Origin of the sequence: Citrobacter sp. Cf118 (assembly GCF_030334095.1) — a bacterium.
Classification (GTDB): Bacteria; Pseudomonadota; Gammaproteobacteria; order Enterobacterales; family Enterobacteriaceae; genus Citrobacter; species Citrobacter freundii.
The window spans coordinates 645,794-666,805 of record NZ_JAOWES010000087.1 but is presented as its reverse complement, the minus strand read 5'-3'; the positions used below and the strand labels follow the sequence as shown (position 1 = coordinate 666,805).

Below are 21,012 nucleotides of genomic sequence, written 5' to 3'. Positions count from 1 at the left end.
AGAAGGGCAGAGTATCTCCCCGTGAAAAGGTTTCATTATTTATTGCCGGTCTGCAAGTCCGTGAAATGAGGTTGTCCCATGCGATATCATAAATATAAGACCATTGTGAAGTGCCTGCCGGTAATAACAGGGACGTTATTACTAAGCGGATGTCATGCTGTTTTACTTGATCCCAAAGGGCAAATCGCTATTGAACAACGGGCGCTAATCATTACGGCTTTTTGTCTGATGTTAGTGGTCGTTATTCCCGTGGTTCTGATGGCAGTTGTGTTTACCTGGAAATACCGGACCACGAATACCACGGCGAAATATACGCCTGACTGGTCCCACTCCAATAAAGTGGAGGCGGTGGTCTGGACGGTGCCCGTCCTGATTATTCTGTTTCTGGCCGTGCTGACATGGAAGTCCACCCATGCGCTTGACCCATCCAGGCCACTGACCTCTGCGGTGAAACCCATCGATATCGAAGTCATCTCCCTGGACTGGAAATGGTTGTTTATTTATCCCCAACAGGGCATTGCCACCGTCAATCAGATTGTATTCCCGGTAAATACCCCCTTGAATTTGCGTATTACATCCAATTCCGTGATGAATGGCTTTTTTATTCCGGCACTCGGCAGCCAGATTTATGCGATGCCGGGCATGCAGACCCGGCTGCATCTGATCGCCGGTGAAACGGGAACCTTCAACGGAATCTCGTCCAGTTACAGCGGCAGGGGCTTTTCCGGCATGAAATTTAAAGCGACTGCCGTACCGGATAATACCGCGTTTGAACAGTGGATCGCTGATGTGAAGAAATCACCGGATATGCTGCTCGGTCCGGCTGATTTTGAAAAACTGGCTGAGCCTGACGAAAACCACCCGGTTGAATTCTTCTCTGTCATCGATCCGACGTTGTTCAGATACGTGACTGAAAAATTTAAAGCACACGATCACGATAAGGAGACGGGAATGACTGGGTCAGAGCCGGAACAACACCTCTCACACAGAGCGCGGGGAAATTAATTATGCTCACAGGAAAACTGACGCTGGATGCCATACCTGAGGACCCGATTGTCAGGGTAACGATCGTTGCTATTCTGATACTTGGTGTGGCAATTGTTGCCGCCATCACATATTACGGTAAGTGGAAATATTTATGGTCCGAATGGCTGACCTCCGTTGACCATAAAAAGCTCGGGATCATGTACATCATCGTCGCGTTCGTGATGTTACTGCGCGGCTTTTCCGATGCAATCATGATGCGCAGCCAGCAGGTACTGGCCTCATCCGGAGTGGAAGGGGCGGGGTATCTGCCGCCCTGGCACTACGATCAAATTTTTACGGGTCACGGTGTAATCATGATTTTTTTCGTGGCGATGCCTTTCGTTATCGGCCTGATGAATATTGTGGTGCCCCTGCAGATTGGCGCGCGTGATGTGGCTTTTCCTTTCCTGAACAACCTGAGTTTCTGGTTAACGGTGGTAGGCGTGGTGCTGGTTAATCTCTGCCTGGGAGTGGGGGAGTTTGCGACCACCGGCTGGCTGGCATATCCGCCGCTTTCGGAGTTAGCGTACAGTCCCGGTGTCGGGGTGGATTACTGGATATGGACACTCCAGCTGTCGGGGATCGGGACCACACTGACCGGGATTAACTTCTTCGTCACCATACTGAAAATGCGTGCACCGGGTATGACGATGTTTAAGATGCCGGTGTTCACCTGGGCGTCGTTGTGTACCAACGTGCTGATTATCGCTTCTTTCCCTGTGCTGACCGTCACGCTGACATTGCTGACCCTTGACCGCTATCTGGGCTTCCATTTCTTCACCAATGATATGGGCGGCAACATGATGATGTACGTCAACCTGATTTGGGCGTGGGGCCATCCGGAAGTGTATATCCTGGTGTTGCCGGTCTTCGGGGTCTACTCGGAAGTGGTGGCAACCTTTTCCAGGAAACGTCTGTTCGGTTATACCTCGCTGGTGTGGGCAACTGTCGCCATCACTTTGCTTTCCTTCCTGGTATGGCTGCATCACTTCTTCACCATGGGAGCCGGTGCGAACGTTAACGCCTTCTTCGGGATCATGACGATGATTATCGCTATCCCGACTGGTGTGAAAATCTTCAACTGGTTGTTCACCATGTATCAGGGGCGCATTCAGATGCACTCCGCTATGTTATGGACGGTAGGTTTTATTGTCACCTTTTCTATAGGGGGTATGACCGGCGTCCTGCTGGCCGTGCCGGGAGCTGACTTTGTCCTGCACAACAGCCTGTTCCTGATTGCCCACTTCCATAATGTCATTATCGGCGGAGTGGTGTTCGGCAGTATGGCTGGTGTGTCCTACTGGTTCCCGAAAGCGACGGGGTTCACCCTGAATGAAAAATGGAACAAGAGGGCGTTCTGGTTCTGGATCATCGGATTTTATGTGGCGTTTATGCCGCTCTATGTGCTGGGGTTCATGGGGATGACCCGCCGCTTGAGTCAGAATATTGACCCCCAGTTCCATCCCCTGCTGGTCGTGGCAGCCAGCGGTGCTGCGCTGATAGCCTGCGGGATACTGTGCCAGGTCATTATGTTCTGGGTGTCGGTGCGCGACCGCCACGAAAACCGGGATATGACCGGCGACCCGTGGGGCGGACGGACACTGGAGTGGTCCACCTCTTCCCCGCCGCCATTCTATAACTTTGCTGAAGTGCCTTTTGTCCACGAACGTGATGCGTTCTGGGAAATGAAGGAAAGAGGGGAGGCATACAAGCAACCTGCTAACTATGCCGAAATCCATATGCCGAAAAACAGCGGGGCGGGGCTGATTATTGGTCTGCTCTGCATCGGGTTTGGCTTCGGGGCTATCTGGCATATCTGGTGGCTGGCGGGATTGTCATTCCTCGGGATTATCCTGACCTGGGTTATTAAAAGCTTCGATGAAGATGTGGATTATTACGTACCCGTCGCCGAGATAAAAAAAATCGAGGATCAGCACTTTGCAGAAATAAACAAAGCCGGTGTGACATATGGTAAGTGAAGCCCTGGATTCATCCTTCCGCACCCGTGCTGAGCACGGGCATCAGGGTACAGGTACCAGTAAGGTCTTCGGCTTCTGGATCTACCTGATGAGCGACTGCATTATCTTCGCCACCCAGTTCGCGACTTACGGCGTCATGGTTCATAACATTGCAGGTGGTCCGGCGGGTAAGGATATTTTCGAACCTCCGTTTGTACTGGCGGAAACTGTGCTGCTTCTGTTTAGCTCGATTACCTATGGTTTTGCTGTTATCAGCATGGATAAAGACCGCGAGGGCGGTGTACTTGGATGGCTGACCCTGACATTTCTGTGTGGTCTGGGTTTTATCGGAATGGAAGTCTGGGAGTTCAGTCACCTGACTGCTGAGGGTTTCGGCCCACAGCGCAGTGGCTTCCTGTCAGCGCTGTTTACTCTGGTGGGCACCCATGGTCTGCATGTGACATGTGGACTGATCTGGATGCTGATCCTGATGTATCAGGTTGCCCGACGAGGTCTGTCAGGATTCAGTCGCCCCCGTCTGATATGCCTGAGTCTGTTCTGGCATTTCCTCGATGTCATCTGGATTTGCGTGTTCAGTATTGTTTACCTGATGGGAGCAATGCCATGAGACATTCTGCAGACGCACAGGGCGTAGCTTACGGCAATACGATGTCTTATATAACCGGCTTTCTCCTGTCGGTCATTCTGACGGTGATCCCGTTCTGGCTGGTTATGGACAGTGGTGTTTCCGCAGGGATCATCGCAGGCGGGGTCATGACGTGTGCCGTTGTTCAGGTGCTGGTACATCTGGTGTATTTTCTTCACCTGAATGCTTCTTCTGAAATGCGCTGGAACCTCGTAACCATTGTCTTTTCCGCTGCCATTATCTTTATCATTATTACCGGGTCGTTGTGGATCATGTGGAATCTCAATCATCAGATGATGTGAACAGGGCTTTGGCCTTTCTGTTATTCCTGTCTGCCTCATTGTGGGGGGCTATATATGGACATAAAAAAAATACGGAAGGAAAAGATAAACCGACTTGTGGTGTATGAAATTATGCAATGGATTGATGAGCATCTGGAGGAGCCGCTGAAGGTTGAGGATGTTTCTGCAAAAGCTGGTTATTCAAAATGGCATTTTCAACGGATGTTCAAGGAGGTGGCAGGAATAAGTCTAGGGAAATATATAAAGCTTGAAAAACTAAGACGTGCTTATTTTTTACTGGAGAATACGGATATACCCGTCATAGAGGTGTGCTTTATGCTCGGGTTTACCAGTCAGCAGGTATTTACCCGAGCGATGAGAAATGAAATGCATCATACACCAGGGGCTGTCAGAAGGAATAAACCTGTTCTGAAAAAGAGTTCTGGTATAAAGCGTGATGAGTTATAACCCTCTGTGAATATCATACCCCTCATTGTTTTGTTCTAAAATTACAGGGCGGATTTTAATACCAACTGACAAGGATAAATGGAAGGGGAAATACCATGAAGAAGATACAGAAAAATAACAACAGCATCTGCGTTGTCAGATGCTGTTGTTATCGTAATCCTGATTAGTTTTTTGCTGACTCAGGTAGCTTCATGACTGATATTTTTACTATATATATATGGGGGAACATAGTTTTCCCGGCACGTATAAAGATAATCAGACCACCACTGCATCATCGCTTTACGGGCTTCCAGATGTTCAGCTTTGTGGATATAAGCTATCCGCACGCTGTTGCGTTCCTGATGACTCATTTGGCGTTCAACAGCATCCTTCGACCAGAGTCCGGATTCCATTAAGGCGCTGCATGCCATTGCCCGAAAGCCATGGCCGCAAATGTCCATTTTTGTGTCATAGCCCATCAGTCGCAGTGCCTTGTTGACTGTATTTTCACACATTGGCCTGTAAGGGTTATGGTCACCGGGGAACACTAGTTCCAGATGACCTGAGATTTCCTCTACTTGTTTCAGGATAACGATGGCTTGCCGGGATAATGGAACAATGTGGGGCGTGCGCATTTTGGCTCCGCGTCCGGAATAACGAACACCGGGAAGAGCTTCGCGGGTAGCGGGGATGGTCCAGATACAGTTCCTGAAATCAAACTCGCTCCATCGGGCGAAACGCAGTTCACTGGAACGGATAAACAGGTGAAGGGTCAGAAGGACCGCTTGACGGGTTAACCCTCGTCCCTGCTGATAACCATCAATGCGCCCCAGCAATTCCGGCAGGCGTTCCAGCGGCAGGGCGGGGTAGTGGCGCTTAACGGGGGGCGCTGTCACGCCGTCAAGGTTTGCCGCCGGGTTGCTGTCAATGAATCCCTGATGAACCGCATGACGCATGATGTTACAGAGGTGCTGCCGCGTGCGGGACGCGACTTCCAGCAGACCTTTTTTCTCAATGCTTTTCAGCAGGTCAATGAAATGACGGGGTTTAAGTTCCGTGACGGACAGATGTCCGATAACCGGAAAAATATGATTGTGCATGCTGGCAAGCAGACGGTCAGCGGTATTCTGCGACCATTTTTTATTGCTTTTATGCCACGCCAGCGCCACTGTCTTAAAGACCTTTTCCGGTGAGCGGGCGGCTCTTTCGGCTATACGTTGCTGAGCGGGGTTAATGTTCTGCGCCAGCAACTTGCGGATACCGTCTCGTTGTTGCCGGGCGTCGGAAAGGGATACATCGGGATAAGCGCCTAAGCCAAGGCGGGATTCTTTACCGTTAATTCGATACTTAAGATACCAGAGACGTGAGCCGCCTGGATTGACCAAGAGGTATAGACCGTGTGAATCGGAGACTTTGAAGGATTTTTCAGAAGGCTTGAGACTGCGGATTTTCGTGTCGTTGAGAGACATATGGGGGTCACTCCATAATCGAACCAAACTGACCCCAAATCTGACCACCAAATTCTCCCGATGCGGAGGATAAAATCAAAATGCATCGGGAAGAGTTTTCACGCTAACCTGTTGAACCAACATCATATAATGATTCGCAAGGATGCATGAAAGCAGGAAATTGGCTCCTCTGACTGGACTCGAACCAGTGACATACGGATTAACAGTCCGCCGTTCTACCGACTGAACTACAGAGGAATCGTTTGAACGAGGCGCATATTAGCGAGGGTGGTGAGGCTTGTCAAAGGGGTAAATACATTTGTGTGTTCGTTTGCTGACAAAATCAGCAAAGCGGCGATCTTTCCGTCTTTCTATGCTTTTGCCCCATTCTGGTGCGTGTCTACCTCTTCCAGGGCAGCCTGAATGAGATATTTAGGTGTGCAGAATGATCTTCCTTCGCTTTTACTCCTGACTTTGTGCGGCTTTAACCATAAAACACCGTTTTAGACGAAAGTGGCAAGTATCTTGCAATCCTGAATTCAATGACTGCCAGCACGGGTTCTGGTATTCCGACAGGAGGCAAAATGAACTTTAGACGACTGAAATATTTCGTGAAAATCGTCGATATTGGTAGCCTGACCCAGGCAGCGGAAGTATTGCATATTGCGCAACCCGCGCTGAGCCAGCAGGTCGCTACGCTGGAAGGTGAGCTTGATCAGCAATTGCTGATTCGTACCAAGCGTGGCGTCACGCCGACGGAAGCAGGAAAAGTGTTATATACCCACGCCCGGACGATTTTACGTCAGTGTGAACAGGCGCAACTTGCGGTTAATAACGTGGGACAGACCTTGACAGGCCAGGTCTCTATCGGCCTTGCGCCGGGGACAGCAGCGTCATCCATTACCATGCCGTTATTACAGACGCTACGTGCCGAACTGCCCGATGTGCAGGTTTATCTGCATGAAAATAGTGGGGCAGTGCTGAATGACAAGCTGCTCAGCGGGCAATTAGATATGGCAGTGCTCTATGAGCGTTCACCCGTGGCGGGCATCAGCAGTCAACCGTTGCTTAAAGAGGATCTGTATCTGGTCGGCACGCGTGAGTGCCCGGGGCAAAGCGTCGATTTAGCCGCGGTGGCGCAGATGAATTTGTTCTTGCCACGGGATTACAGCGCGGTTCGCCTGCGCGTGGATGAAGCTTTTTCGCTACGTCGCTTAACGGCTAAAGTGATTGGCGAAATTGAATCTATCTCCACCCTGACGGCCGCCATTGCCAGTGGTATGGGCGTCACAGTGTTGCCTGAGTCGGCCGCCCGTTCATTATGCAATGCAGCGAACGGCTGGATGGCGCGCATCACAACCCCATCGATGAATCTGCCATTATCGTTGAACGTATCAGCCAGAGGGAGCTTGTCGCCCCAGGCACAGGCAGTGAAGGAGATCCTGTTGTCGTTGGTTAGCCGTCCGGCGCTGGAAAATCGCGAATTGCAGCTGGTCAGCTAAACCTTATTCCCACGAGGAATAAGATGCAGGTTTTTATTATTTGTTATGCCGGGCATCAGACTTTAACAATAGCGTAATGTCTGATGTGCCCGGAGTGAAACGTGAATTTCCAGCAGCTCAAAATAATCCGCGAGGCGGCCCGTCAGGATTACAACCTGACGGAGGTCGCGAATATACTGTACACCTCGCAGTCGGGCGTCAGCCGACACATTCGTGAACTTGAAGATGAACTTGGCATCGAAATTTTTATCCGTCGCGGTAAACGCCTGTTGGGCATGACTGAACCGGGTAAAGCCTTGCTGATCATTGCCGAGCGTATTCTGAATGAGGCCAGCAATGTTCGTCGACTGGCGGATCTGTTTACCAATGACACGTCCGGCGTTCTGACGATTGCCACCACGCATACCCAGGCACGCTATAGCTTGCCTGCGGTGATAAAAGCCTTTCGTGAGCTGTTCCCTGAGGTGCGTCTGGAACTTATTCAGGGCACACCACAGGAGATTGATGTCCTGCTACAAAATGGCGGGGCAGATATCGGAATTGCCAGTGAGCGGCTGAGCAGCGATCCATTGTTGGTGGCTTTTCCCTGGTTTCGTTGGCACCACAGCCTGCTTGTTCCTCAGGACCATCCATTAGTGAAGGCTTCTCCGCTAACGCTGGAGTCCATCGCTCACTGGCCGTTAATTACCTATCGTCAGGGGATTACAGGGCGTTCCCGCATCGATGAGGCGTTTGCTCGCAAGGGGCTGATACCTGATATTATTCTCAGTGCCCAGGACTCGGATGTGATTAAAACTTACGTGTCACTGGGATTGGGGATTGGGCTGGTGGCAGAGCAATCCAGCGGCGAGCAGGAAGAGGGGACGTTAACCCGTCTGGATACCCGGCATTTGTTTGATGCAAATACCGTTTGGCTAGGACTTAAACGCGGACAACTGCAGCGCAACTACGTCTGGCGATTCATCGAGCTATGCAACGCAGGGTTATCCGTCGATGAAATTAAGCGTCAGGCGATGGAGCCAGATGAAGCGGTGATTGATTATCAGATTTAACAATAAAAGCCCGTGAGAAACGGGCTTCTCTCGTTGCCAGTATGGAAAAGCCTGGGTGTGAAGTGAAGCGCTCTACCTGGCTAATGGGATCGCAGAAAAGCAAAAAGCCTGCTTAGTTTCCTGAGCAGGCTTCTTAAATATGGCTCCTCTGACTGGACTCGAACCAGTGACATACGGATTAACAGTCCGCCGTTCTACCGACTGAACTACAGAGGAATCGTTTGAACGAGGCGAATATTAGCGATGCCGCTCAGCGTTGTCAAAGCCTGAATGGATAAATGCGATCGTTTGCTGAAATATTCCTCATTTCGCCGATTATTCAGACGCAACCGGTTGTTTTATGCACTTTTCGCGTTCGGGGCGTGGGTATTTCCACAACCAGCGGCCTGTGACCATACGCCAGTAAAATAACGCGGCGCGCACGGCCCAGTCGAAGAACATACCTAACCAAACGCCGACAACTCCCCATCCTAATACGATACCCAGAGTGTAGCCCGCGACTACGCGGCAGCCCCACATGCCCAGCATCGATACCCACATAGCAAAACGTGCATCTCGCGCACCTTTAAAGCCCGCTGGTAACACCCAGGAGGCTGCCCATATCGGCATAAATGCTGCGTTGAGCCAAATCAGGATGACTATGACCTCTTTTACATCCTGATCGTGGGTATAAAATGAGGCCATCACCCCGGCGAAAGGTGCGGTTAGCCAGGCAATTGCCGTTAGCCCAATCGTCGACAGCCAGAACACATGCCGTAGCTGGATTTCAGCCTGGGCAATCTGGCCATTTCCCAGACGCCTGCCGGTAATGATTGTCGACGCGGAACCTAAAGCATTCCCCGGTAAATTGATAAGCGCGGCGATAGAAAATGCAATAAAGTTCCCGGCGATAACGCTGGTTCCCATGCCTGAAACAAACATCTGCGTCAAAAGTTTACCGCCATTGAACAGCACTGACTCGATACTTGCCGGAATGCCGATCCCCATCACCTCCCATATAATGGCGAGATTGAGTGGCTTAAAATAGCTTTTGAAGGGAATTCGCAGCGCGGGGTTAAAACCAATCATCAGTACCCAGATGATGGCAATCGCCCCGATGTAGCGCGAAATGGTCAGTCCCAGGCCTGCTCCCACAAATCCCAGACCTTGCCAGGAAAAGATTCCGTAAATCAGGATGCTACTGATGATGATATTCAGGATGTTCATACCGCCGTTAATCAACAACGGTATTTTAGTATTTCCGGCCCCACGTAGTGCGCCACTGCCGATCAGCGCAATGGCTGCCGCCGGGTAGCTGAGCACCGTCAGCTCCAGATAGGTAAGTGCCAAAGCTTTAACGTCTGGCGTTGCTTCACCTGCGACAACGTCAATAATCTGTTGACCAAAATAGTGAATGACCGCTGCCAGCACGGTAGCAAAAATTGTCATGATCACCAGCGATTGTCTGGCTGCGGCTCTGGCCCGTCGACGATCTCGTTTCCCGAGGCTAAATGCTACAACTACGGTGGTACCCAGATCGATGGCGGCGAAAAATGCCATGATGACCATATTAAAACTGTCAGCGAGTCCGACACCGGCCATTGCTTCTTTTCCCAACCAGCTTACCAGGAAAGTGCTGAGAACACCCATCAATAGCACACAGGTGTTTTCCAGGAAAATGGGGACAGCCAGCGGAGTGATTTCGCGCCAAAAGAGAACCTTATAACTCTTGCGTTTGGCATACCAGGGCGTGCGGGAAGCGACCTGGCGTAAGGCAGCGGAGACGTTCAAAGTGGACCTTAACGAAGAAAGTTGAAACCTCATTTCAAATGATGAGGGAGAATCAAAAAAGCTGCAAAGTTTTTTCTATTTAAAATGTCTGTAAATGCAACAAACTGTCGAGAGAAGCATCAATTGATTCGCATTCGAAGAAATGAGGTTTGACAAAAATTTTTTCGCCGCTAAGATAAGCCTCCACAACGATTCCTCTGTAGTTCAGTCGGTAGAACGGCGGACTGTTAATCCGTATGTCACTGGTTCGAGTCCAGTCAGAGGAGCCATATTTAAGAAGCCTGCTCAGGAAACTAAGCAGGCTTTTTGCTTTTTGTTTCAAATCTGGTCGCGCGAAGCGACACCGGGTTCTTAAGCCGGGAAATCCCCATGCTGACGCGCAACCAATGTCAGAATGGAATACAGCGCCACCGCCTGCTGGTGCTGATTAAAGATCTCCACCGCCCATTCCACCACGCCAGTCGCTTTTTCTTCGGCATTGCGCTGAAGTTTCACCGTTTTGCGTTTGCAGGTTAAACGCACCTGGATAGTGTCGCCCGGCTTAACCGGCTCGATAAAGCGCAGATTTTCCATACCGTAGTTGGCGATAACCGGGCCAACGCCCGCGTCTACAAATAGACCGGCAGCGGCGGAAATCAGGAAGTAACCGTGCACCACGCGCTCGCCGAAAATAGACTCGGCAGCGGCGATTTTGTCCATATGGGCGTAGAAGTGGTCACCGCTGAGGCAGGCAAAGTTAACGATATCCGCTTCGGTCAGTGTACGACGTGGCGTCAGCAGGCTGTCGCCCGGCTGGATCTCTTCGAAGTATTTACGGAACGGATGAATACGATCTTCCGTGACCTGCGCGCCACGCACCCACTGTTGGCTTACCGCAGCGAGCATGGTTGGACTGCCCTGAATGGCGGTGCGTTGCATGTAGTGCTTCACCGCGCGCAGGCCGCCCAGCTCTTCGCCGCCTCCCGCACGTCCCGGGCCGCCGTGGACCAGCTGTGGCAGTGGAGAGCCGTGGCCGGTCGATTCCGCCGAGGATTCTTCGTTCAGCACGTGAATACGCCCGTGGGCGCGGGCTGCACCGAGGATAAACTCTCGCGCCAGTTCGCCGCTTGCCGTCACCAGCGTTCCTGCCAGACTGCCTTCACCAGCGCGTGCCAGTGTCAGGGCGTGTTCGCGGTTCTGATACGGCATCAGCGTGGCGACCGGACCAAAGGCTTCAATTGCATGTACCGCGGCAATTTCATCCGGCTGCGGACAAAACAGCAGCGTTGGCGGGAAGAAAGCTCCAGCGGTGCTCAGATCTGCTTTTCCGCCCAGCAGCACCTCACACCCGGCTTCAACCAGACGATTCACATTATCCTGCACGTCCTGACGCTGATCGTTATTCACCAGCGACCCCATCTTCACGCCTTCCTGCGCCGGATCGCCCACTACCACCTTTTGCAGGCGGGCAATCAGCGCTTCACTGACGGCTTTCACCTGCGCCTGCGGCACGATAATGCGGCGAATGGCGGTACATTTCTGCCCGGCTTTGGTGGTCATTTCGCGCACCACTTCGCGAATAAACAGCGCAAACTCCGGCTGCTCCGGGGTGATATCGTCGCCCAGTAAGCAGCAGTTCAGCGAGTCCGCTTCCATGGTGAAGGGCACAGATTTCGCCACCAGATTCGGATGCACGCGCAATTGCTGCCCGGTATGCGCAGAGCCGGTAAAGGTCACTACGTCCTGGCTATCCAGATTATCCAGCAGATCGCCCGCGCCGCCGCAGATCAGGCTTATTGCACCGTCCGGCACCAGCCCGCTGTCGACAATGGCTTTGACCATCGCCTGCGTCAGCTGCGCGGTGGCGGTCGCCGGTTTAACGATCGCGGGCATGCCGGCAAGCCAGGTCGGCGCCAGCTTTTCTAACATCCCCCAGCAAGGGAAGTTAAAGGCGTTGATATGCACCGCAACGCCGGACTTTGACGTCAGCACATGGCGCGCGGCAAAGCCGCCCTGTTTGGACAACGGAATCAGCTCATCTTCCGGCCACAGCACATCATCCGGCAGCTCACGCCCGCCGAGGCTGGCATAGGTGAAAAGCGTGCCGATGCCGCCTTCGATATCGACCCAGCTGTCACCGCGTGTTGCTCCGGTTTGCGCGGATATGGCATAGAAATCGGCTTTCAGTTCCATTAAATGCTTCGCCACCGCTTTTAGCATCGCGCTGCGCTGAATAAAGGTCATTGCCTGTAACGCTTTGCCGCCGTGTTCAATGGCGAAGCGGCGCGCCTGCGCCATATCCAGCCCTTCGCTCGTCACTTCCCAAAGCGGCTCGCCGGTAATGGCGTGATGGATGGTGCGGGTGCGGCCCCGGCCGGTCTGCCAGGCGCCGGATAAATAGCTGGCTAACTGCTGCATCGTAAATCTCCAGATATGTTACGTAATCTCGCTATAAATAGTTATTTTGTGAATCACAAAATGCAAGCGTGATTTTAATAATTTATTAACAATGCGATCGCGAACACTTTACCTTTATTGATTATGATTCTGAATTTGCTGAATAAACTAAAAGGCTTTGCGGTGCGCATCACAAAATCCACAAACAAAATTTGTGGTTTTATTTAACCAGAGTGTAACTTTTACAAAACAACATGATTCGCAAAAAATGAATTGTTTGATTTATCGGAATCATAAGGTGATGACGTGACAGAAGAACAACGCTTTGACCAGCGCATCGCGCAGGACACCGCCATCGAGGCGCAGGACTGGATGCCGGATGCATACCGTAAGACGCTGATCCGCCAGATTGGCCAGCATGCGCACTCGGAAATCGTCGGCATGCTGCCAGAAGGCAACTGGATAACCCGCGCACCCACGCTGCGGCGTAAGGCCATTCTGCTGGCAAAAGTACAGGACGAGGCCGGACACGGCCTGTACCTCTATAGCGCGGCGGAAACACTGGGCTGCGCGCGTGAGGATCTGTACCAGAAGATGCTCGACGGGCAGATGAAATACTCCTCCATCTTCAACTACCCAACCCTGAGCTGGGCGGATATCGGTGTGATCGGCTGGCTGGTCGATGGCGCGGCGATCGTCAACCAGGTGGCGCTGTGCCGCACCTCCTACGGCCCGTATGCCAGGGCGATGGTCAAAATCTGCAAAGAAGAAAGCTTCCACCAGCGTCAGGGCTTTGAAGCCTGTATGGCGCTGGCGGCGGGCAGCGAAGAACAGCGGCAGATGCTCCAGGATGCGATCAACCGTTTCTGGTGGCCCGCGCTGATGATGTTCGGGCCGAGCGACGACAACTCGCCGAACAGCGCCCGCAGTATGGCGTGGAAAATCAAACTGCATTCCAACGACGAACTGCGCCAGCGCTTTGTGGATAACACCGTTCCGCAGGTTGAAATCCTCGGCATGACCGTGCCGGATGCCGATCTGCAGCTTGATGAAGCGACGGGGAAATACCGATTCGGTGAGATCGACTGGCAGGAATTTAATGAGGTCATCAACGGTCGTGGTGTCTGCAATCACGAACGTTTGGGCGCCAAGCGTAAGGCCTGGGAAGAGGGGGCATGGGTGCGCGAAGCCGCGCTGGCGCATGCCCAAAAACAACAGGCCCGCGATGCGGCGTAAGGAGAGAACCATGAGCAAAACATACTGGCCGTTATACGAAGTGTTTGTCCGCAGCAAGCAGGGTCTGTCGCATCGTCACGTGGGCAGCCTGCACGCCGCCGATGACCAGATGGCGCTGGAGAACGCCCGCGATGCGTACACCCGCCGCAGCGAAGGCTGCTCTATTTGGGTCGTGAAGGCGAGTGAAATTGTTGCCTCGCAGCCGGAGGATCGCGGTGAATTCTTCGACCCGGCAGAAAGCAAAGTCTACCGCCACCCGACGTTCTACACCGTGCCGGACGGCATGGAACATATGTGAGGCAACGATGACGACTCTCAATCCCGTTGCAACCTATGCCCTGCGTCTGGGCGATAACGGCCTGATCCTGGCACAGCGTTTAGGCGCATGGTGCGGCCACGCACCGGAGCTGGAAATCGATCTGGCGCTGGCCAATATCGGTCTCGATCTGTTGGGACAGGCGCGCAATTTTCTCAGCTACGCCGCCGAACTGAACGGTAACGGCGACGAAGACACGCTGGCCTTTGGCCGCGACGAACGCCAGTTCAGCAACGTACTGCTGGTCGAACAGCCGAACGGTAATTTCGCTGACACCATCGCCCGTCAGTTCTTTATGGATGCCTGGCACGTGGCGCTGTTCAGCCGTCTGGTTAACAGCCGCGACGCGCAGATTGCCGCCATCGCCGCTAAAGGGCTGAAAGAGGTGCGTTATCACCTGCGCTTTAGTCGCGGCTGGCTGGAGCGCCTGGGCAACGGTACCGACTACTCCGCGCAACTGATGCAGCAGGCGGTCAACAGCCTGTGGCGTTTCACCGGTGAGCTGTTTATGGCCGACGAGCTGGATATCAGCCTGAGCGAGCAGGGCATTGCCGTTGACCCGCGCGAATTAGCGGCCGAATGGCAAACGACGGTGCACACCGCGCTGCTCGACGCCGGCCTGCAGATCCCTGAAGAAGCGGCGTTCCGTCGCGGCGGCAAGCAGGGGCTACACAGTGAGCATCTCGGTCCGATGCTGGCAGAAATGCAGTATTTACAGCGTTCGTACCCTGGACAGCAGTGGTAACAGGAGGTGGCTATGCAACGTCTTGCCGATATCGCGCCCGCCGAAGTGCGCACCGTGTGGGGACTGTTAAGCGCAATCCCCGACCCGGAAGTGCCGGTGCTGACCATTACCGATTTGGGGATGGTACGCCGGGTTGAACGCCTCGGCGACGGCTGGGTGATTGGCTTTACGCCAACCTACTCGGGCTGCCCGGCTACCGAGCACCTGTTGGGTGAGATTCGTACGGTGATGACCACGCATGGCTACACGCCGGTACATATTGTGCTACAGCTCGATCCGCCATGGACCACCGACTGGATGAGCCCGGATGCCCGCGAACGCCTGCGCCAGTACGGTATCAGCCCGCCGCAGGCCCATGCCTGCCACGCCGGCGAGATGCCGAAAGACGTGGTTTGCCCGCGCTGCGGCAGCACCCACAGCTCGCTGATTAGTGAATTCGGTTCCACGGCCTGTAAAGCGCTGTATCGCTGCGACAGCTGCCGTGAACCCTTTGATTACTTTAAATGTATTTGAGGCTGCGATGACAACATTTCATTCGCTTACCGTGGCAAACGTTGAGCCGGAAACCCGTGATTCGGTCACCATTACCTTTGCCATTCCCGACGCGCTGCGTAGCGTGTACGCCTTCTGTCCGGGCCAGCACCTGACGCTGAAAACCCGCCTGGGCGGGGAAGAGTTACGCCGCTGCTACTCCATTTGCCGCAGCCGTTCGCCGTCAGAAATCAGCGTGGCGGTTAAAGCCATCGACGGCGGCCGTTTCTCCCGCTATGCCCAGAGCGATATTCAGCAGGGTATGGAATTTGAGGTGATGGTGCCGCAGGGGCACTTTGGCTACCAGCCGCAGGCCGAGCGTGAAGCGGAATATCTGGCGATTGCCGCCGGGTCCGGCATTACGCCGATGATGGCGATTATCGAAGCCACGCTGGCGACCGAAGCGGACAGCCGGTTTACGCTTATCTACGGTAACCGCAGCAGCCACAGCATGATGTTCCGCCAGGCGCTGGCTGACCTGAAAGATCGCTACCCGCAGCGTTTGCAGGTGGTGCATCTGTTCAGCCAGGAGTCGATGGACAGCGACCTGCTGCAAGGGCGCATTGACGGCGACAAGCTGCATGCGCTGGGCAAAACGCTGCTTGATTTCAGCCGTTTTGATGATGCGTTTATCTGCGGCCCATCGGCGATGATGGACGAAGCCGAAGTGGCGCTGCGAGAACTGGGCGTGCCGGAAAAATCTATTCACCTTGAGCGCTTCAATACGCCGGGCACCAGCGTGAAACGCGCCACCGGCGTGCAGGCTGAAGGCCGCACGGTCACTATTCGCCAGGACGGCCGCGATCGCCTGATTTCGCTGAACGCCGAAGATGACAGCATTCTTGATGCCGCGCTGCGTCAGGGCGCAGACCTGCCGTTTGCCTGTAAAGGCGGCGTGTGCGCCACCTGTAAATGCAAAGTGGTGCAGGGCGAAGTGGCAATGGCCGCTAACTATAGTCTGGAAGCCGATGAAGTGGCGGCGGGCTATGTGCTGAGCTGCCAGGCGCTGCCCAAAAGCGCGGATGTGGTGGTCGACTTTGACGCACGGGGGACGGCATGAGCGAACTGCTGATTACCCGTCATGACCGCGTGCTGCAGCTGACGCTGAACCGCCCGCAGGCGCGTAATGCCCTGAACAATACGCTGCTATTGCTGCTTGCCGAAGCGCTGGAAAGCGCGGCGGCCGATCCGACGGTGAGCGTCTGCGTGATTAGCGGCAACCCGCGCTATTTCGCGGCCGGTGCCGATCTCAACGAAATGGCCGAAAAAGACCTGCCCGCCACCTTCGACGATATTCGTCCCCGTTTGTGGGCGCGCATCGACGCCTTCAACAAGCCGCTGATTGCGGTGGTGAACGGCTACGCGCTGGGCGCGGGCTGCGAGCTGGCGCTGCTGTGTGACCTGGTGATTGCCGGCGATAACGCCCGCTTTGGCCTGCCGGAAATTACCCTCGGTACCATGCCGGGCGCAGGCGGCACGCAACGTCTTATTCGCAGTGTTGGCAAAGCGCTGGCGAGTCGGATGGTGCTGAGCGGCGAAGGCATTGACGCCGAACGCGCACAGCAGGCTGGGCTGGTGAGCGACATTCATCCGGCGAACCTCTCCGATGAATACGCGTTGAAGCTGGCTGCAAACATCGCTCGCCACTCGCCGCTGGCGCTGCGTGCGGCAAAGCAGTCGCTGCGTCTGGCGCACGAGGTGAGCTTACAGGCCGGTCTGGTGCAGGAACGCCAGCTGTTTACGCTGCTCAGCGGTACCGAAGATCGTCGTGAAGGCGTCAGCGCCTTTTTAGAAAAACGCACACCGGAATTTAAAGGACGCTAATCGTGGAAGCTTTCATTCTCAGCGAAGTGGAACAGGGCGTCATGACCATCACCCTGAACCGCCCGGACCGACTCAACAGCTTTAATGACGTGATGCACCAGCAGCTCGCCAACTGCCTGAAACAGGCCGAGCGCGACGACACCATTCGCTGCCTGCTGATTACCGGTGCCGGGCGCGGTTTTTGCGCCGGACAGGATCTGAACGACCGTAACGTTGACCCGAGTGGCCCTGCGCCGGATCTGGGCATGTCGGTGGAGCGTTTTTATAACCCGCTGGTGCGTCGTTTAGCCGCGTTACCAAAACCGGTTATCTGCGCCGTTAACGGCGTGGCCGCCGGGGCGGGTGCAACGTTAGCGCTGGGCTGCGATATCGTGCTGGCCGCGCGTTCGGCGAAGTTTGTGATGGCCTTCAGCAAGCTCGGTCTGGTGCCGGACTGCGGCGGAAGCTGGGTGCTGCCGCGCGTTGCCGGTCGCGCTCGCGCCGTAGGTTTACTGATGCTGGGCGATAACCTCAGCGCCGAACAGGCCGCGCAGTGGGGAATGATCTGGCAGGTGGTGGACGACGCTGAACTGAAAGACACTGCGTTAGCCATGGCGCGTCATTTTGCTACGCAGCCGACCTATGGGCTGGGGTTAATTAAGAAAGCGCTTCAGCTTTCTGAAACCAATACGCTGGAAAACCAGCTCGATCTGGAGCGGGATTATCAGCGAATGGCCGGTCGCAGCGACGACTATCGCGAAGGCGTCAGCGCCTTCCTCGCCAAACGTCAGCCACAGTTCAGCGGGAAATAAGCCATGAACCAGACTCTTCACACCGTCGCCGTGATTGGCGGCGGCACCATGGGGGCCGGGATCGTCGAAGTGGCGGCCAGTGCCGGACACGCGGTGCGGCTGTATGACATTTCGTCTGAGGCGATTACCCGCGCTATCGACGGCATTGCCGAGCGCCTCAACGCCCGCGTTAGCCGCGGCAAAGTCAGCGCCGAGCAGGCGCAGGCGCTGCTGGCACGCATTACGTCAGCAACCGAATTAACACAGCTAGCCGATGCGCAGTTAATCATTGAGGCCGCGTCCGAACGTCTTGAGATTAAAAAGGCGCTGTTCAGCGAGCTGGCAGAGATTTGCTCGCCGTCGACGCTGCTGACCAGTAATACCTCGTCTATCTCCATTACCGCCATTGCGGCGGGCATCAAACATCCCGAACGCGTAGCGGGGCTGCACTTCTTTAACCCGGCACCGGTTATGAAACTGGTGGAAGTGGTGAGCGGCCTTGCCACCTCAACGGAAGTGGTCAAGCAGCTTTGCCAGTGCGTTAGCGCCTGGGGTAAGCAGCCGGTGCGCTGCCGCTCCACGCCGGGCTTTATTGTCAACCGCGTGGCGCGCCCGTATTACGCCGAAGCCTGGCGGGCGCTGGAGGAACAGGTCGCCGCGCCGGAAGTGATTGACGCGGCGCTGCGCGACGGCGGCGGTTTCCCGATGGGGCCGCTGGCGCTGACCGATCTGATTGGTCAGGACGTCAACTTTGCCGTCACCTGTTCGGTATTTAACGCCTTCTGGCAGGACCGCCGTTTTCTGCCGTCGCTGCTTCAGCAGGAGCTGGCGCTGGCCGGGCGTCTGGGCAAGAAGAGCGGCCACGGCGTCTATCGCTGGCCTGTTGAAGTATCGCCTAATCTGGCTGTTGCAGCGGTAGTGCCTGAAAATGCAGCAAAAAACATTAAGTGTGACGTTGTCACTGAACTGGATGATGTGCTGCTCCTTGAAACCACCGGTGAAACCGCGCTGGCCTTAAGCGTCCAGCATCAGCGTCCGGTGGTGGTTTATGACCATGCGGCGGGCGACACGGTCGTACTGGCGAGCGCGCAAACCAACCCACAGTCGGCAACCGACAAAGCGGTGTACTACTTCCAGCAGCAGGGCAAAAAGGTTCTGCACATTGCTGATTATCCCGGCCTGCTGGTATGGCGTACGGTAGCGATGCTGGCGAACGAAGCGCTGGATGCGGTGCAAAAAGGCGTCGCCAGCGCGGATGATATCGATACCGCTATGCGTCTGGGGGTGAACTACCCACGCGGCCCGATTGCCTGGGGTGAATCGCTTGGCTGGGGGCGCGTGCTGCGCCTGCTGGAAAACCTACAACAGCACTACGGCGAAGAACGCTACCGCCCGAGTGCGCGACTGCGCCAGATGGCGCTGCTGGAGATGCGTCATGAGTAACCAGGCCTGGCGCAACGCCCGCGCCATGTACGAGAAAGATACCTGCGCCCGCGCGCTGGGCATCGAGATTATCGAAATGGATGAAGGCTATGCGCAGATGACGATGGCGGTGCTGCCATCGATGCTCAACGGCCACCAGACCTGTCACGGCGGGCAGCTGTTTTCGCTCGCGGACACCGCCTTTGCCTACGCCTGTAACAGCCAGGGGCTGGCGGCGGTGGCGTCGGCGGCGAGCATCGATTTCCTGCGCCCGGCCTTCACTGGCGATCTGCTGACCGCCACCGCGCGGGTGAAACAGCAGGGCAAGCTGACCGGCGTTTACGACATTGAGATTGTTAATCAACAGCAAAAAACCGTTGCCCTGTTTCGCGGAAAATCGCACCGCATCGGCGGCACAATCACAGGAGAAGCCTAATGCGTGACGCCTTTATTTGTGACGGAATTCGTACCCCGATTGGCCGCTACGGCGGCGCGCTGGCGGGGGTTCGCGCTGACGATCTGGCGGCGATCCCGCTGCGTGAATTGCTCCGTCGCAACCCGCGCCTGGATGCCAGCGCCATCGACGATGTGATTTTCGGCTGCGCCAACCAGGCCGGTGAAGACAACCGTAACGTGGCGCATATGGCAACGTTGCTGGCGGGTTATCCGCACAGCGTGGCGGGCACCACCATCAACCGTCTGTGCGGTTCCGGGCTGGACGCCATCGGCTTTGCCGCACGAGCCATTAAGGCGGGCGATGCGGATCTGTTGATTGCCGGCGGCGTCGAGTCGATGTCCCGCGCGCCGTTCGTCATGGGCAAGGCCACCGCGCCGTTCCAGCGTCAGGCGGAAATGTTCGATACCACCATCGGCTGGCGTTTTGTGAACCCGCTCATGCAGCAACAATTTGGTACTGACAGCATGCCGGAAACGGCGGAGAATGTAGCCGAATTGTTAAATATAAGCCGTGAAGATCAGGACGCCTTCGCCTACCGCAGCCAGCAGCGCACGTCAAAAGCGCAGCGTGACGGCATTCTGGCGCAGGAAATCGTACCGGTACAGATTATCGGTAAGAAGGGCGCGGTCAGCGCGGTGCGCGACGATGAGCACCCGCGTGCGGAAACCACAATGGAACAGCTTGCTCAGTTGAAAACCCCGTTCCGCAAGGGCGGCGTGGTGACGGCAGGCAACGCCTCGGGCGTGAACGACGGCGCGGCGGCGATGATTATCGCCAGTGAACAGCAGGTAAAAGAACAGGGACTGACGCCGCGGGCGCGCATCGTGGCGATGGCGACGGCGGGCGTTGAGCCGAAGTACATGGGGCTGGGGCCGGTTCCGGCGGTGCGTAAAGTGCTGGAGCGTGCCGGGCTGAATATTAACGATATGGACGTGATTGAGCTGAACGAAGCCTTTGCCGCCCAGGCGCTGGGCGTGATGCGGCAGTTGGGGCTGGCGGATGATGCGCCGCACGTGAATCCAAACGGTGGCGCCATCGCTTTAGGCCACCCGCTGGGGATGAGCGGCGTGCGTCTGGCGCTGGCGGCAACGCTGGAGCTGGAACGACGCAATGGACGTTATGCGCTGTGTACGATGTGTATTGGCGTGGGCCAGGGCATTGCCCTGATCCTCGAGCGTGTGTGAGCGAATTGACCTGCGAGTACC

Annotated in this window: 21 protein-coding genes and 3 tRNA genes; 18 read left to right on the top strand and 6 right to left on the bottom strand. The window is 55.3% G+C overall.

Annotation, left to right across the window (positions count from 1 at the left end):
* Positions 1-78: 78 nt before the first annotated feature.
* From cyoA to OGX67_RS18510, 5 genes are read left to right on the top strand one after another with little or no spacing between them, the layout of a single operon-like run.
* Positions 79-1,005, top strand: coding sequence for a ubiquinol oxidase subunit II (cyoA, locus tag OGX67_RS18530; RefSeq protein WP_023137327.1), 927 nt, complete (start codon positions 79-81; stop codon positions 1,003-1,005).
* Between the two features lie 2 nt (positions 1,006-1,007).
* Entirely contained in the window at positions 1,008-3,005 is a 1,998-nt protein-coding gene (gene cyoB / locus OGX67_RS18525; RefSeq protein WP_050310710.1) for a cytochrome o ubiquinol oxidase subunit I, read from the top strand.
* Complete coding sequence (gene cyoC, locus OGX67_RS18520) at positions 2,995-3,612, top strand: cytochrome o ubiquinol oxidase subunit III (protein ID WP_023137325.1); 618 nt, start codon at positions 2,995-2,997, stop codon at positions 3,610-3,612. The genes cyoB and cyoC overlap by 11 nt, the downstream gene beginning before the upstream one ends.
* Positions 3,609-3,932 carry a cytochrome o ubiquinol oxidase subunit IV gene (gene cyoD / locus OGX67_RS18515; protein WP_050310712.1) on the top strand — a complete coding sequence of 108 codons (324 nt, stop codon included), beginning with the start codon at positions 3,609-3,611 and terminating at the stop codon, positions 3,930-3,932. Before cyoC ends, cyoD begins: the two co-directional genes overlap by 4 nt.
* A 54-nt stretch (positions 3,933-3,986) precedes the next feature.
* Positions 3,987-4,379, top strand: coding sequence for a helix-turn-helix domain-containing protein (locus OGX67_RS18510; protein WP_003030860.1), 393 nt, complete (start codon positions 3,987-3,989; stop codon positions 4,377-4,379).
* Positions 4,380-4,558: 179 nt separating this feature from the next.
* On the opposite strand, the gene OGX67_RS18505 is transcribed toward OGX67_RS18510, so the two are convergent.
* Together OGX67_RS18505 and OGX67_RS18500 are read right to left on the bottom strand one after the other, a co-directional pair.
* Positions 4,559-5,827, bottom strand: coding sequence for a tyrosine-type recombinase/integrase (locus OGX67_RS18505; protein ID WP_003030858.1), 1,269 nt, complete (start codon positions 5,825-5,827; stop codon positions 4,559-4,561).
* 161 nt (positions 5,828-5,988) lie between these two features.
* Positions 5,989-6,064 (bottom strand) — tRNA-Asn (locus tag OGX67_RS18500).
* Positions 6,065-6,390: 326 nt separating this feature from the next.
* Here OGX67_RS18500 and nac point away from each other — a divergent pair.
* Together nac and cbl are read left to right on the top strand one after the other, a co-directional pair.
* Positions 6,391-7,308 carry a nitrogen assimilation transcriptional regulator NAC gene (nac, locus tag OGX67_RS18495; protein WP_003030855.1) on the top strand — a complete coding sequence of 306 codons (918 nt, stop codon included), beginning with the start codon at positions 6,391-6,393 and terminating at the stop codon, positions 7,306-7,308.
* A gap of 101 nt (positions 7,309-7,409) precedes the next feature.
* Complete coding sequence (gene cbl / locus OGX67_RS18490) at positions 7,410-8,360, top strand: HTH-type transcriptional regulator Cbl (protein ID WP_003846751.1); 951 nt, start codon at positions 7,410-7,412, stop codon at positions 8,358-8,360.
* 140 nt (positions 8,361-8,500) lie between these two features.
* On the opposite strand, the gene OGX67_RS18485 is transcribed toward cbl, so the two are convergent.
* From OGX67_RS18485 to OGX67_RS26870, 3 genes are all read right to left on the bottom strand, one after another.
* Positions 8,501-8,576 (bottom strand) — tRNA-Asn (locus OGX67_RS18485).
* A 99-nt stretch (positions 8,577-8,675) separates the two neighbouring features.
* Complete coding sequence (locus tag OGX67_RS18480; protein WP_003846749.1) at positions 8,676-10,163, bottom strand: EmmdR/YeeO family multidrug/toxin efflux MATE transporter; 1,488 nt, start codon at positions 10,161-10,163, stop codon at positions 8,676-8,678.
* Positions 10,164-10,209: 46 nt separating this feature from the next.
* Complete coding sequence (locus OGX67_RS26870; protein WP_219339467.1) at positions 10,210-10,317, bottom strand: DUF5951 family protein; 108 nt, start codon at positions 10,315-10,317, stop codon at positions 10,210-10,212.
* A gap of 6 nt (positions 10,318-10,323) precedes the next feature.
* Here OGX67_RS26870 and OGX67_RS18475 point away from each other — a divergent pair.
* A tRNA-Asn gene (locus OGX67_RS18475) sits at positions 10,324-10,399 on the top strand.
* An 82-nt stretch (positions 10,400-10,481) separates the two neighbouring features.
* Here the strand turns inward: OGX67_RS18475 and paaZ are convergent.
* Positions 10,482-12,527, bottom strand: coding sequence for a phenylacetic acid degradation bifunctional protein PaaZ (gene paaZ, locus OGX67_RS18470; protein ID WP_257651388.1), 2,046 nt, complete (start codon positions 12,525-12,527; stop codon positions 10,482-10,484).
* A gap of 285 nt (positions 12,528-12,812) precedes the next feature.
* Here paaZ and paaA point away from each other — a divergent pair, with 285 nt between their 5' ends.
* Genes paaA through pcaF form a run of 10 tightly spaced genes read left to right on the top strand, consistent with a single transcriptional unit; the run spans position 12,813 to position 20,991 of the window.
* A complete protein-coding gene (paaA, locus tag OGX67_RS18465; RefSeq protein WP_257651389.1) occupies positions 12,813-13,742 on the top strand; it encodes a 1,2-phenylacetyl-CoA epoxidase subunit PaaA in 930 nt (309 codons plus the stop codon).
* 10 nt (positions 13,743-13,752) lie between these two features.
* Positions 13,753-14,040: a 1,2-phenylacetyl-CoA epoxidase subunit PaaB gene (gene paaB, locus OGX67_RS18460; protein ID WP_003030843.1), complete on the top strand. Its 288-nt coding sequence runs from the start codon at positions 13,753-13,755 to the stop codon at positions 14,038-14,040.
* Positions 14,041-14,047: 7 nt separating this feature from the next.
* Positions 14,048-14,803 carry a 1,2-phenylacetyl-CoA epoxidase subunit PaaC gene (gene paaC, locus OGX67_RS18455; protein ID WP_257651390.1) on the top strand — a complete coding sequence of 252 codons (756 nt, stop codon included), beginning with the start codon at positions 14,048-14,050 and terminating at the stop codon, positions 14,801-14,803.
* 12 nt (positions 14,804-14,815) lie between these two features.
* On the top strand, positions 14,816-15,316 hold the full coding sequence (paaD, locus tag OGX67_RS18450) for a 1,2-phenylacetyl-CoA epoxidase subunit PaaD (protein ID WP_071696741.1): 501 nt from the start codon (positions 14,816-14,818) through the stop codon (positions 15,314-15,316).
* Between the two features lie 7 nt (positions 15,317-15,323).
* On the top strand, positions 15,324-16,394 hold the full coding sequence (gene paaE / locus OGX67_RS18445; RefSeq protein ID WP_257651391.1) for a 1,2-phenylacetyl-CoA epoxidase subunit PaaE: 1,071 nt from the start codon (positions 15,324-15,326) through the stop codon (positions 16,392-16,394).
* Entirely contained in the window at positions 16,391-17,158 is a 768-nt protein-coding gene (gene paaF / locus OGX67_RS18440) for a 2,3-dehydroadipyl-CoA hydratase PaaF (protein ID WP_257651392.1), read from the top strand. Before paaE ends, paaF begins: the two co-directional genes overlap by 4 nt.
* Before the next feature lie 2 nt (positions 17,159-17,160).
* Positions 17,161-17,949 (top strand): 2-(1,2-epoxy-1,2-dihydrophenyl)acetyl-CoA isomerase PaaG, encoded by a 789-nt coding sequence (paaG, locus tag OGX67_RS18435; RefSeq protein WP_257651393.1) that lies wholly within the window; start codon positions 17,161-17,163, stop codon positions 17,947-17,949.
* Between the two features lie 3 nt (positions 17,950-17,952).
* Positions 17,953-19,371 (top strand): 3-hydroxyacyl-CoA dehydrogenase, encoded by a 1,419-nt coding sequence (locus OGX67_RS18430; protein ID WP_257651394.1) that lies wholly within the window; start codon positions 17,953-17,955, stop codon positions 19,369-19,371.
* Positions 19,364-19,786, top strand: coding sequence for a hydroxyphenylacetyl-CoA thioesterase PaaI (gene paaI / locus OGX67_RS18425; RefSeq protein ID WP_071696746.1), 423 nt, complete (start codon positions 19,364-19,366; stop codon positions 19,784-19,786). The genes OGX67_RS18430 and paaI overlap by 8 nt, the downstream gene beginning before the upstream one ends.
* Positions 19,786-20,991 (top strand): 3-oxoadipyl-CoA thiolase, encoded by a 1,206-nt coding sequence (gene pcaF, locus OGX67_RS18420; protein ID WP_071696747.1) that lies wholly within the window; start codon positions 19,786-19,788, stop codon positions 20,989-20,991. The genes paaI and pcaF overlap by 1 nt, the downstream gene beginning before the upstream one ends.
* The last annotated feature ends 21 nt before the right edge of the window (positions 20,992-21,012 follow it).